We start from the raw sequence: 13,011 nt of genomic DNA, 5'->3' as shown, positions 1-13,011 counted from the left end.
AAAAAAGATGTGTAGATTTTATAAAGATATTAGTGCTTTAAAAATAAAGAAATATAGCTGATAGGTTTTAAAAAATAATTAAATCCAGATAAGTTACTTATCTGGATTTAATGTTGAGTTAGATTATTTATCTAGAGTTTTAATATATTCTTTCATCTGATCAATATTCATAGCACCAGAGTGTTTAGAAATGATATTCCCGTCTACATCAATGAAATATGAAGTAGGAATTGATGCTATATTATATTGAGCGGCAACAATCTGATCAGGGTCTGAAAGAACTTTAAAATTATAATTATTACTATCAATAAAGGATTTAACAGTATCTAAAGGTTCACCAATTTCTATAGCTACTATAACCAAGTCGCTATCTTTTGTTTCTTGATATAATTTTTCGATTTCAGGCATTTCTGATCTGCAAGGTGGACACCAAGTTGCCCAAAAATTAAGAAAAACCTTTTTACCTTTTAAGTCACTTAAAGATAATTCCTTACCCTCTAGATCCTTTAATTTGAAATCCGTGGCCTTGGTTTTAACAACCTTAGGATTTATTCCAATGGGCTTAGTAGGAGCATTATTTTGAGTGGGACTACTTTTGTCTGTATTTTCCACAGATAAGTTAGAGTTAGAACTTGATGCATTATAGGTGTTTAAAGTATGGACAGAGACACCTACAATGATAGCAGCTATAATTAGTATTAGTAATTTTTTCATATTAATTCTCTCCTTCAACTAGAAATTAATAAAATTCATGTATTGACTTAATATGGCTAATTTATTCGTGAAAATCATAACCCCCATTATTATCATTAAAACGCCACTTATTATAGAGATTATAGGAAGATATATTGAAAACTTTCTAAATTGTTTAATAAAGCTACCTATGGCCATGGCAGTTAAAATAAATGGAACAGCAAGTCCTAGGGAATACATTATCAAAAGTAAAACCCCTTTACCTATAGAGTTCATACTTGTAGCATAGATGAGTATTGAGGATAATATAGGACCAATGCAAGGTGTCCAACCTGTGGCAAAAGCCATTCCCATTATCACTGAGCTAAAAGGACCCTTGATTTTATCGAAATATAAAAATCTTTTCTCACGATAAAACAATTTTATTTTAAATAATCCAATAGTATGAAGACCAAAAACAACAATAAGAGTTCCTCCTACTTTTCTAAAGAAATTTTTATGGGTAATTAGTAATTTACCAAGGGATGTTATAGAAACTCCCATTAAAATAAAAATAATAGAAAAGCCTAATACAAATCCAAAGGATTTATATAAAACAGAAAGTTTAGCTTTGCCATCCTTTAATTCTTCTATGGAAGAACCAGTTAAATAGCTTATATATGCAGGAACTAGTGGAAGGACGCAAGGAGATAAAAATGATAGAAGACCTGCAGAGAAAGCTAGTAATATTGATATGTCATTCAAAAGTAAAACACCTCCAATTTAGTATTAAAAAAATGAGTTAATAAATCAAATAGGTTATTGAGCTTCAACGTAAAATACGAAATAATAAAAATTCCTTTCTATGAAAAAAATCATAACTATAAACATTATACTAAAAAGATGTGGAGATTTTATGTGCTTATGTAAAATAGATTTTTAAAATAGGGTTCTTCATAAAATCTACATAATAATTAGGTATTATGTGGTTATAGAAATGAAAAGGAGCTGTTTAAATATTAAAAATGCCAACAAAATTATGATATTAATGATCAATTAGTTATAAATTATGTTTATATTATATAATTTATGGTGTACAATACAACTAGATAGCACCCCCTATGGGAGGGGTAAGGAGATGTTTAAATGAATCAAGAAAAAGTAAGGGCATTACAATCGTTGAAAACTTCAAAAGGACAAATTGAAGGGATTATAAAGATGTTAGAAGGCGGAAGATATTGTGTAGATATATCTAACCAAATAATTGCAGCTCAATCTCTTTTAAAGAAAGCTAATTTATTAATATTAAAACAGCATTTAAGTCATTGTGTTAAGGATGCTGTACTTAGTGATAATGGGGATGAGAAGATTGAAGAGATAATTGATTTACTCTCAAAGATTATGGATAAATAATAAAGTTATAGGAGGCAATATAAATTGGAAACAAAATCATTGAAAATTGAAGGAATGACCTGTTCAGCATGTGCTAAGACTATAGAAAGGGTTTCAAAAAAATTACCAGGGGTTTATGATGCAAGTGCAAACTTTGCTACAGAAAAATTAAATATAAATTATGAAGAGTCAAAAATTAAATTATTAGATATTCAAAGAGCAGTTGAAAAAGCTGGGTACAAAATAGTAGTGCAAACAACTAATAAAACCTTTAAGATTGAAGGAATGACTTGTTCGGCCTGCGCTAAGAATATAGAAAGAATAACTAGAAAGCTTAATGGAGTTGTGGAATCAAATGTAAACTTTGCCACAGAAAAATTAACTGTTTCTTTTGAACCATCATTAGTAAGGACAGTAGATATAAAGAAGGCAATCGAAAAATCAGGATATAAGGCTCTAGAGGATGAAAGTAATGTAGACGCTGATAAAGAAAAAAAAGAAAAAGAGATAAAGTCTTTATGGAATAGATTTTTAATGTCTGCAATATTTGGAGTTCCATTGTTACTAATTGCAATGCTACCTATGATTATTACATTACCTGAAGCTATTAACCCGATGATGCATATGGAGACTTATGCTATTTTACAATTGATACTTGTTCTACCAATAATGTATACAGGTAAAAAATATTTTATAGTTGGCTTCAAATCATTATTTAGATTAAGTCCAAATATGGATTCACTTATATCTATTGGAACCTCTGCGGCATTTTTATATAGTTTATTTGCTGTATTTGAAATAACGATTATGGGAAATATGGATTATGAAATGTATTTTGAGTCAGCAGGAGTAATTTTGACACTTATAACTCTTGGGAAGTATTTAGAATCAGTAACTAAGGGGAAAACCTCCGAGGCAATTAAAAAGCTTATGGGGCTTGCTCCAAAAACTGCAATGATAATTCGCAGTAATAAAGAAATAGTGATTCCAATTGATGAAGTAGAAGTTGGAGATATAGTAGTAGTGAGGCCTGGCGAGAAAATGCCTGTGGATGGCGAGGTAATAGACGGAACTACATCAGTAGATGAGTCAATGCTTACAGGTGAGAGTATACCAGTTGAAAAAAGTATTGGACATAATATAATTGGTGCAAGTATAAATAAAAATGGATCTATTAAATATAAAGCAACTAAAGTTGGTAAAGATACGGCACTATCACAAATAATAACCTTAGTTGAAATTGCTCAAGGCTCAAAAGCTCCAATAGCTGAAATGGCAGATGTTATATCAGGTTACTTTGTACCTGTGGTTATAGGACTTGCTCTAGTTTCGTCATTAGCTTGGTTTTTATCTGGAGAAACGGCAGTGTTTTCTCTAACAATATTCATTTCGGTGCTTGTAATAGCGTGCCCTTGTGCTCTGGGCCTTGCAACACCTACAGCAATAATGGTTGGAACAGGAAAAGGCGCAGAGTATGGAGTGCTTATAAAAAGTGGTACAGCGCTCGAAACTGCACATAAAATTCAAACTATAGTATTTGATAAGACTGGAACACTTACGCAAGGAAAACCAAAGGTAACTGATATAGTTACAGTGGAGGGTGCTTCCGCGGAATTCTTACTTCAAATAGCAGCCTCTGCTGAAAAAGGATCTGAACACCCACTAGGTGAGGCTATAGTTAAAGACGCAGAAGAAAAATTATTAGAATTTAAAAAAGTAGAAAGCTTTAAAGCTATACCTGGTTATGGAATAGAAGTTAGTATAGATGGTAATAAAATAATATTAGGAAATAGAAAACTTATGATAGAAAGTGAAATTTCTTTAGAAAAATTAGAAGATGTTTCAAACAAACTAGCTGAAGAAGGTAAGACTCCAATGTATATTGCCATAGAAAATAAGTTAAGTGGAATAATTGCAGTTGCTGACACTGTTAAAGAAAATAGTAAAAAAGCTATAGAGAGACTCCATAGTATGGGAATAGAAGTTGCCATGATAACTGGTGATAATAAAAGGACTGCAGCAGCTATTGGAAAGCAAGTTGGTATTGATAGAATATACGCAGAAGTTCTGCCAGAGGATAAAGCAAATGAAGTTAAAAAACTTCAATCAGAAGGTAAAAAGGTTGCTATGGTTGGAGATGGAATAAACGATGCTCCTGCACTTGCACAGGCTGATATTGGTATAGCTATAGGTTCTGGAACAGACGTTGCAATGGAATCCGCAGATATAGTACTTATGAGAAGTGATTTAATGGATGTACCTACAGCGCTACAGTTAAGTAAGAAAACTATAACAAATATAAAGGAAAATTTATTCTGGGCTTTTGGTTATAATGCATTAGGAATCCCAGTTGCGATGGGAGCACTGCATTTATTTGGAGGTCCGCTTCTAAATCCTATTATTGCAGCACTTGCAATGAGCTTAAGTTCAGTTTCAGTATTAACAAATGCTTTACGATTAAAAGGGTTTAAGCCATTAAGATAAAATTCATGAGAAAAATATAAATCACAATTAAATTTAAATATGAAAATACCCAAGTATTTTTTAATAAAACAAAACTCCTACTTATAAAAGAGGCCACTGAAAAACTATATGAAAAATCGTCATCTAATTAAAGATGGCGATTTTTTTATATAAAAGACTAAAAAACAAAAAGGAATTTTAAAAGATATGTCGAATTAGTATAGTAGAATAAAATAAAAGGGGCTAAACTATTATGCTAAAAGGACAATTGGAAATAAAAATAAATACATACCATAGCTTATATTCGTTAATTATTCCGAAAGATAACATTTTAAAGCAAATTAATGACCTTGTTGACTTTTCATTTGTTTATGACGAATTGATGATTAACTATAGTTCATCTATGGGTAGAGGTGCTATTAACCCCATAATGCTATTTAAATATTTACTTTTGAAAGTAATATATGAATTGTCTGATGAAGATGTTGTTGAAAGAACTCTTTATGACATGTCCTTTAAATATTTTCTAAATTTAGCCCCAGAAGAAACAAATTTAATAAACTCAAGTACACTAACTAAATTTAGAAAGCTTCGCCTTAAAGACATGAATTTATTGGATTTATTAATAAACAAGACTGTAGAACTTGCTATAAAAGAGGGAGTTTTAAAAAGTAAAGCAATAATAGTTGATGCTACGCATACCAAGTCACGTTATAACCAAAAGTCAGCAAGCGAGGAATTATTGAAACGTGCAAAAAACTTAAGAAAAACATTGTACGGAGTACATCCTGGTATTAAAGAAGAGTTACCTAATAAAGTTACAACTGGAGTACTTGAAGATATTCTTGAGTACTGCAAATTATTAATTGATACCATAAACGAGAAGCCAGAAACTGCAGCAAATCCAGCTGTGAAAACTAAATTAAACTACTTAATGGAAGCTATTAATGATGACTTAGAAAATCTAAAAATATCAAAAGATGAGGATGCAAAAGTGGGGCATAAAACTGAGGATAGTTCTTTTTTTGGATATAAATCACACCTTGCTATGAGTGAAGAACGTTTAATTACAGCAGCTGTTATTACAACTGGCGAAAAAAGTGATGGAAAGGAGCTCATAACCTTAATAGAAAAAAGCCGTGAGGCTGGTATAGATGTAAATGAAGTAATTGGAGATACAGCTTATTCTGAAAAGAAAAACCTAGAATATACAAAAGAAAATAAAATTGCATTAATTTCAAGACTAAATCCTGTAATTTCACAAGGAATGCGAAAAAAAGAAGATGAATTTGAGTTTAATAAAGATGCTGGTTTATTTGTATGTCCGGCAGGTCATATGGCTATTAAAAAAGCAAAACAGGGAAAGAAGAATGTTGGTAAAAATCAAGTGCTAACCTACTATTTTAATGTAGAAAAGTGTAAAAATTGTGTTCATAAAGATGGGTGTTATAAAGAAGGCGCTAAATCTAAAACTTATTCAGTTTCAATAAAGTCAAATACTCACAAAGATCAAATAGAGTTCGAAAAAAGTGAATATTTTAAAAAACGAGCTAGGGAACGTTATATGATAGAGGCTAAAAACAGTGAACTTAAGCACCAACATAGCTATGATGTAGCAATATCGTCAGGCTTAATTAGCATGCAAATGCAAGGTGCATTATCAATCTTCACTGTGAATCTAAAGAGAATAATTAAGTTGAAAAGCAGGAAATAGGGCTTTTAAAACTTAATTATAAAATAAAAAGCATGATATATCCAAAATATGGACATCTCATGCTTTTTCTATTCAAGCTTGAAAACTCTACTAAATAAAGAGTGCTTTTTTCAGCGGCCTCTTATAAAAGTGGGAGTTTTGTTTTAGAAGATGAGCAGTTTCGCAGAAGATGATTTAATTCTAGTATATAAACAATTTTGAAAACAAACATCTACAACTGATATACAGCTACCTTATCAGAAACTGTAAAATCAGCTTCTGTAATACTACGAATGTCCTCAACATTTAGGCCTTCAAATATTTCAGTAAGTACCAGTCCAGTAGGCGTTACCTCAAATACTGCTTTTTCAGTAACGATAACATCGACTACACCTTTACCTGTAATTGGAAGAAGGCATTTTTTTAGTATCTTAGATCCACTCTTACTAGAATGTTTCAATGTAGCAACAACTTTGCGAGCACCATTTACTAAATCCATAGCCCCCCCCATGCCTGGTGCAAATTTTCCTGGAGCAAGTGGCATAGCCCAGTTTGCAATGCTACCCTCTTGATCTACTTCAAGTGCGCCCAGTACTGTGGCGTCAACATGCCCTCCACGAATAATGCAAAATGATGTAGCCAAATCAAAAACCGCAGCTCCGGCTAGTAAGCTAATAGGTTGACCACCAGAGTTTGCAATATCCGGATCTTCCTTGCCTAGTTTTGGAGTAGGGCCAAACATTAAGCAACCGTTTTCGGATTGCAATATTACTTCCACACCCTCAGCTAAATAATTGGCAACTGCTGTAGGCATTCCAAACCCTAAGTTCACTACTTGATCATTACTTAGTTCCTTAGCTGCCCTCCGAGCAATTATTTCTCTTGCTTCCATACTTAATTACCTCCTTTGATTTATAAAAAACAATTATTTTAATTGATTAGAACGAACCCACAAATTAGTATATACTTGTTTATGTTCATCAAATGAATGGCCTTGTACAACGGCTTGTACAAATACACTTGGTGTACCTACGCATTCAGGTTCAATACCACCAACATCAACTATTTCATTCACTTCGGCTACTGTATAGTCTGCACCCATTGCCATAATTGGATTGGTATTAATGGCTAAGCCGCGATATTGTATATTTCCTAATCTATCGCCTTTATAGCCTTTAATAAATGCAAAATCAGCCTTCAGCGGCAATTCAATTAAATACATTTTATCCTCTATTATAAGTTTTTGTTTACCGTATTCAACTAATGTACCTACACCGGTAGGGGTAAGAACACCACCTAACCCAGAACCAGCTGCTCTAATTTTTTCAACAAGACTACCCATTGGAAAGTATTCAATTTCAATATCTCCGTTTTTAAATTGCTCCAACGCAAGCTGGCAAGTGCTAGAATGGGCAGTTATTAATTTTTTAACTTGCTTGTTTTTGTACAATCGTGCAATGTCAAAATCCTGACCGGGATAAGAGTTAACTACTGATATTATAGTTAACTCTTTAACACCTTTTTCTACTAATTTGTCAATTGCTTTAAGCGGTGCACCCACCCCTAGAAAGCCACCAAACATAATTGTCGCTCCATCGTGAACCTTTTCCATTACTTCATCTAAATCCATAACTTTGTTCATGAAATTATCCCCTTTCACTAATAGCTTGATATATAAACTTATAATGTCTCGGTTAAATCATCTCCTACGGAGCTGAAATGTCGTTAAATTTATGGGGGTATATTTTTATTAGCGTACGAAATATCTATTTTCGCGTACACGGCCCATAGTATATCTTTTCGGTATAGTTTTATTAGTAAGATTAGGTATGCATAACTAATTTTTATTGCATACCTAATCTTCTTCATCTACTAGTTGTCTAAAATTTATACTTTCTAGTTATGCATTTAAATTCTTTTGTACTTTTGTCATAGCTCTATGCACAAAAGGTTGGATCAATTACACATCTACTAACACATACTTAGCCATCCATTATTTCTATACATCTAAGCAATGTGGGTTACTGCTACAACTGTGTTGTAAGGAATTCACTTAAATGTACATATAAACTATATATATTTATCATACTATGAATGAACAAAAATTATTACATTAATTTCAAAATAACAAAAAAAAGAAAAACATCTATGCAATCTCCTGTTACAATTAAGTCACGACACAAAACATAACTTATGCTATCCAAAGGGAGCTTCTAAAAAGTATAAATCAGATATTAATAGAACAAAATCATGGGATATATTTAGTCCATATGAATTTGAACCAGTATCTCAAGTATCTATTGATGATGATTGGTCAGCAATGCGTTTCCGTCATGTTAATAATATAAAGACAATGAAAAGAAAAACTGCAGTTACTGAAAAGGGAAAGGAACGAATAAAGGACAATAAAGGACAATAAAGGACAATAAAGGTTGTAAATAGGTATTACTGTACACGATTTACATATATATTGTTAATATGTAATTGTTAGTTTAATAGCTGACATCATCTAGAAATGGATTATTTGTGAGCTACTACCACTTCTATAAGTGGTGGTAGTTCACAGAAATAGTTCTGAATTTCCTTTATAAGCTCCATAAAAATCTACATTTTCAGTATCTCCTGGATTTGCTTTTGGAAGAACAGGAATATTATAAATTTTGTCTATTGCAAGTGGAGTATTGCTTGAAGAATTATCGTATTCATCAGTAATATAATAATTATCAGCATGACCAGTACCGTTTCTAGTTACCGCCAGTTTTACAATTGCTTCATATATTGCCATTGGTGCAACTATTCCGGTAACTTTAACCTGTCTTGTTGTTGGTATTCCAGGATTTGGATTAGAATTGCAATTGCAGGGACAAGGATAATATATTACCTTCATTGAAGTATGATTTTCGATATTATGATTACATTCATCTTTACAACTAGTATGTCTTTCTTGTATTACGATAGTATTTTTTATACAATAAATTACTTTTATAAATGGAATTAAATTGTTATCATTACACATGGCCGAACCAAAGTTAGTGATAAAATCATTATTTTTTTTACAAAGAATTATACCCTTGTTTGAATTTGAATTCTTGAACCATAGCGAAACAATCTTAGTGAGATTCGCTGTAACTGATATTTTAGAAGTTATGGGATATATGCTACCTTCAATAAGATGGTTAACTTTCGGAGGATTTTTATAGGTAGTGTAATTGCTAAAATAATCAAAAAGCGGATATATATTAATACATTTTTTTTTATTTTTATAAAAGTTATCAGTTTTAAATAATACAATTTCTGCATTGGTTATTTCAGCATTATTTGGTATTGTGGAGATATCAAAAAATAAAAGGCTTGAATAAGTATATACTCCATCATTTCCTACGGTTATATAATCTTTATTTATGTTTCCAGTAGGAATTTTATTTGTTAATGTAAGACTTTTAGTTGATGGTATTATAATACTTTCCACTTTTGTTACACTCCTTATCTTATAACACAAACAAAGCCTGCCAAGGCTTTGTTTGTGTTTATTATTATGCTATTGGAATCATAGCTCCTTCAAAAGCTCCACCATCTCCAGAGATTAATAATGTCACTGGCTTTGGTGTTGATAAAAGCTCATTAGCTGTTAGTCTGGGGGTAATTGCCATATATACTTCGTCGGGTGTAGTCGAGAAGTCTGCACCAGCAAGATACTCCTTTGTTACATAAAAATATCTATGAGTAGGCGTAAGCGGAGTAGTAATATTATCTAGAACATCCAAAGTTATAGTTACTGCATAGGTTGGAGAATCAGTACCAATCTTACCAGTAAGCTGTATTTCTTGAACAGAAGCAGTTTTAGGGCTTCCAAAATCTAAAGTTAGTGCTGCCATATATAAAGACTCCTTATTTTTAATTTAAGCTTTTTATTGCTCAATACATAGTATCGCATTTCTAGTATTTTGTGACTAAAAAGGAGTATTTATACTATTTTTTTCTTCGAGTATTGGGGAGTCTATAAGTGTAACAAATATTAATTTATGGGAATGGAAATCATTTACGGATGTAGTGATTTTTACTAAATGAACATGTTTTCCATTACCAACAGGTATCTGAAGGCCAGAAGTTGCTTCGAAATAATGTAAGTGATCAAAACAATCTGTTCTTGACTTAACTTTATGAATATGTCCACCTGAAACAGATATTGCAGGACTGGATACTCCAGCAAATCTATGATTAGGAGGTGTTTCCTCTAATTCGGCTATTGTAGTGCTACCTTCAAACTCATGGACATGAAATTGTTTTTTTTCGGAATCACAATGATCTTTATCATCGATATTGTCATTAAGTTTTTTTTCGAAATCACAATGATCTTTATCATCGATATTGTCATTAAGTTTTTTTTCGAAATCACAATGATCTTTATTATCGATATTGTCATCAAGTTTTTTTTCGAAATCACACTGGTCTTTAACGTCGACTATATCATCATGTTTTTCTTCAAAATCACACTGGTCTTCACAATCGTCTTTTTCGACACACCAATCTTCAGGATGATACTTTGTTTCTATATTTGGCATAACATCGCTCCTTAGATTATTTAGTATATAATACGTAGATTGATTAAAAACGATACTAAAAGTAAAAGCCCGTGGTAAAATAATGTTATAATCTTCATAAGAGTTGCTTCGCAAGTGTAGATTAGTGTGAAGAATAGCAAGGATTTAAATATATAAAACAAAGATAGTGTTTACACTATCCAAACATAGAAGGAGGTGTTGTCAATGAGTAGGAGGACTAAAAAAGTATTGTACTTTGTAATGTTGACATATATTATTACACTTTTATTTTATTTAATGCTTCAGGTTATTGGAGGGAAATCAAGTCCGATTGCTGTCGATTTATTAGGAGTACCAATGATTCTACCTTTTATCTCAGTTATTATTGTGCAAAAATTTATCTTCAAACAGAAATTAAAAGGTTGTCTTGGCATTTCTTTTAGACCTAATTCTTGGTTTTTATTTTCAATATTATTACCTATGTTAATGGCATTGGTTATTAATGTAATTAGTATTATCCAGTTTAACAACATAATTTTTTCAAAAAAAACATTTATAATAAATATAATAATTGGTCTGTCTATTTCAGCTGTTTCAGCATTAATAGAAGAATTAGCGTGGAGAGGTTTTTTGTTTAATGAGTTGAAACATATAGGTATGATTAAATCATCATTACTTATAGGCTTTATATGGGCAGTGTGGCATACTCCTGTTAGCATATGGTATAAGTATCCCAATAATCCGATTAAAGGAGCAATTATTAATTTTATACAAATGTTTGTTATATCTATAATTATTACTTATATTCGTGAAAAGTCAGAATCTATATTTGCAGCGGCTATCATGCATGGAATGTTTAATACAATGATTTTATCAAGTAATATGGATGATTTTAAAGTTGTGGTAATAAAGATTTTATCGGGTATATTGGTTATAACTGTATTGTTTACATACGATTTTTATAAAAAAAAAGCATCTCTGCTGTTAGTAGCTTAGTGCAGGCACAGAAGTTCGAAAGCTATAAGAAAAATAAGCGTGTAGATTTGCAAACTAATTACATATTAAAAAATTATTATACTTCTTTTATTAAGAGTGGATTTTATCCTATATTTAGGGTTAAAATCCACTCTTTATTTTTTTGAGGTAATCAAAAAAATTGAAGCTGGATCAGTATCATATGCTAAATATCTTCCATAACTTCAAAACATCGATTGCATAATTCATGTATAAGGAATAAAAAAGGTATGGTTGCTGATGCTTATGTATAATTATAGGCAAATATGTATTATATTCAATTTAATTTGCAAATTTTGATATAATATGTTATATTCTTAGAAAGAAGTTTATAATTTGCAATTAATAGAATTATTAGGTCGAAACATAAAAGTGTAATCAGATGAGAATTTTCTAAAAAACATAAGTTACATAAGATTTAGATTAGAAATAGACTTTTAGGTTCAGTCATAATATCACTCATTATAAAAGAAAGAGTGTTAATAAGTGAGGAGATATATATTAATGATAGAGGGTTTTGCGGTTAATATTAAAGATGAATTTTTAGATATTAATATAGAAAAAATAACAGAAAGACTGGATAATTATGGACAAGACTTAAAACGTAGCTTTAAATATAAAGAAGATTTATTTAGAACTTCAATTGGAGAAATGCTAACAAGAACAAAAATGTGTAGTATATTAGGTATTTCCAATAAAGACCTTAAGTTTTTTAAAAATAATTATGGTAAGCCATACATAATAAATAACAAAAATATATATTTTAATATATCTCATTCAGGAGAATGGGTTGTAGGGGTATTTTCAAATTATGAAATCGGTATAGATATTGAAATAAATTTAGATTTACAAGTGGATATTGTAGATGCATGTTTTACAAAAAACGAGAAAGAATATGTGTATTTTGGAAATAAGAATAGTAGTATAAGTAGATTTTATGAGATATGGACACTAAAGGAAAGTTTTATTAAAGCGCTTGGAAGAGGTTTATCTATTCCGCTAGATAGTTTTGAGATATCAAAAGACAAGCTTGAAAAGGACTTATGGATTAATTCTGATAATCCTAATAACATATATTATTTTAAAATATGTAAGTTTCATAATGAATATACAATATCAATAGCTACTCCTATGAAAATATTTCCAAACGAAATAAAAATAATTAAGGTTGCTGAACTTTTCAGTGAGTTTATTAGATTGTAAATTAACCGATGGATTTTGATGTAAATTAAGGGG

At 30.9% G+C, this 13,011-nt stretch carries 12 protein-coding genes; 5 read left to right on the top strand and 7 right to left on the bottom strand.

The annotated features are described in order from the left end of the window. Window positions 1-123: 123 nt before the first annotated feature. On the bottom strand, window positions 124-714 hold the full coding sequence (locus ACWJKS_RS13240; RefSeq protein WP_462959749.1) for a TlpA family protein disulfide reductase: 591 nt from the start codon (window positions 712-714) through the stop codon (window positions 124-126). Window positions 715-732: 18 nt separating this feature from the next. Beyond that, entirely contained in the window at window positions 733-1,437 is a 705-nt protein-coding gene (locus tag ACWJKS_RS13235) for a cytochrome c biogenesis CcdA family protein (RefSeq protein WP_462959748.1), read from the bottom strand. Between the two features lie 381 nt (window positions 1,438-1,818). Between ACWJKS_RS13235 and ACWJKS_RS13230 the strand changes: the two genes are divergently transcribed. From ACWJKS_RS13230 to ACWJKS_RS13220, 3 genes are all read left to right on the top strand, one after another. Then, entirely contained in the window at window positions 1,819-2,085 is a 267-nt protein-coding gene (locus ACWJKS_RS13230; protein ID WP_165414088.1) for a metal-sensing transcriptional repressor, read from the top strand. 24 nt (window positions 2,086-2,109) lie between these two features. Beyond that, a complete protein-coding gene (locus tag ACWJKS_RS13225) occupies window positions 2,110-4,548 on the top strand; it encodes a heavy metal translocating P-type ATPase (RefSeq protein WP_462959747.1) in 2,439 nt (812 codons plus the stop codon). 232 nt (window positions 4,549-4,780) lie between these two features. Next, window positions 4,781-6,241 carry an IS1182 family transposase gene (locus tag ACWJKS_RS13220; RefSeq protein WP_462959746.1) on the top strand — a complete coding sequence of 487 codons (1,461 nt, stop codon included), beginning with the start codon at window positions 4,781-4,783 and terminating at the stop codon, window positions 6,239-6,241. 211 nt (window positions 6,242-6,452) lie between these two features. Here ACWJKS_RS13220 and ACWJKS_RS13215 read toward each other — a convergent pair whose 3' ends face one another. The 5 genes from ACWJKS_RS13215 to ACWJKS_RS13195 all read right to left on the bottom strand — a co-directional run bounded on the left by ACWJKS_RS13215 (window position 6,453) and on the right by ACWJKS_RS13195 (window position 10,539). Next, window positions 6,453-7,112, bottom strand: a complete 660-nt coding sequence (locus ACWJKS_RS13215) for a 3-oxoacid CoA-transferase subunit B (protein ID WP_462959745.1) — start codon at window positions 7,110-7,112, stop codon at window positions 6,453-6,455. Between the two features lie 33 nt (window positions 7,113-7,145). After that, on the bottom strand, window positions 7,146-7,862 hold the full coding sequence (locus ACWJKS_RS13210; RefSeq protein ID WP_462953696.1) for a CoA transferase subunit A: 717 nt from the start codon (window positions 7,860-7,862) through the stop codon (window positions 7,146-7,148). A 918-nt stretch (window positions 7,863-8,780) separates the two neighbouring features. After that, a complete protein-coding gene (locus ACWJKS_RS13205) occupies window positions 8,781-9,689 on the bottom strand; it encodes a DNRLRE domain-containing protein (RefSeq protein WP_462959744.1) in 909 nt (302 codons plus the stop codon). A gap of 64 nt (window positions 9,690-9,753) precedes the next feature. After that, window positions 9,754-10,095, bottom strand: a complete 342-nt coding sequence (locus ACWJKS_RS13200) for a hypothetical protein (protein ID WP_216301670.1) — start codon at window positions 10,093-10,095, stop codon at window positions 9,754-9,756. Window positions 10,096-10,170: 75 nt separating this feature from the next. Beyond that, entirely contained in the window at window positions 10,171-10,539 is a 369-nt protein-coding gene (locus ACWJKS_RS13195) for a YmaF family protein (RefSeq protein ID WP_258280786.1), read from the bottom strand. Window positions 10,540-10,986: 447 nt separating this feature from the next. Here ACWJKS_RS13195 and ACWJKS_RS13190 point away from each other — a divergent pair, with 447 nt between their 5' ends. Next, window positions 10,987-11,757 carry a CPBP family intramembrane glutamic endopeptidase gene (locus ACWJKS_RS13190; protein WP_462959743.1) on the top strand — a complete coding sequence of 257 codons (771 nt, stop codon included), beginning with the start codon at window positions 10,987-10,989 and terminating at the stop codon, window positions 11,755-11,757. 522 nt (window positions 11,758-12,279) lie between these two features. Continuing rightward, window positions 12,280-12,978 (top strand): 4'-phosphopantetheinyl transferase family protein, encoded by a 699-nt coding sequence (locus tag ACWJKS_RS13185; RefSeq protein WP_216301673.1) that lies wholly within the window; start codon window positions 12,280-12,282, stop codon window positions 12,976-12,978. Window positions 12,979-13,011: the final 33 nt, after the last annotated feature.

Source organism: Clostridium sp. CM038, assembly GCF_055081105.1.
The sequence above is the reverse complement of the archived record's forward strand: the minus strand, read 5'-3'. Positions and strand labels throughout refer to the sequence as shown.

Bases quoted from the DNA above. Each gene is read 5' to 3' on its own strand.
- ACWJKS_RS13240 (WP_462959749.1), bottom strand. From the start codon at position 714: ATGAAAAAATTACTAATACTAATTATAGCTGCTATCATTGTAGGTGTC.
- ACWJKS_RS13230 (WP_165414088.1), top strand. From the start codon at position 1,819: ATGAATCAAGAAAAAGTAAGGGCATTACAATCGTTGAAAACTTCAAAA.
- ACWJKS_RS13220 (WP_462959746.1), top strand. From the start codon at position 4,781: ATGCTAAAAGGACAATTGGAAATAAAAATAAATACATACCATAGCTTA.
- ACWJKS_RS13215 (WP_462959745.1), bottom strand. From the start codon at position 7,112: ATGGAAGCAAGAGAAATAATTGCTCGGAGGGCAGCTAAGGAACTAAGT.
- ACWJKS_RS13210 (WP_462953696.1), bottom strand. From the start codon at position 7,862: ATGAACAAAGTTATGGATTTAGATGAAGTAATGGAAAAGGTTCACGAT.
- ACWJKS_RS13200 (WP_216301670.1), bottom strand. From the start codon at position 10,095: ATGGCAGCACTAACTTTAGATTTTGGAAGCCCTAAAACTGCTTCTGTT.
- ACWJKS_RS13190 (WP_462959743.1), top strand. From the start codon at position 10,987: ATGAGTAGGAGGACTAAAAAAGTATTGTACTTTGTAATGTTGACATAT.
- ACWJKS_RS13185 (WP_216301673.1), top strand. From the start codon at position 12,280: ATGATAGAGGGTTTTGCGGTTAATATTAAAGATGAATTTTTAGATATT.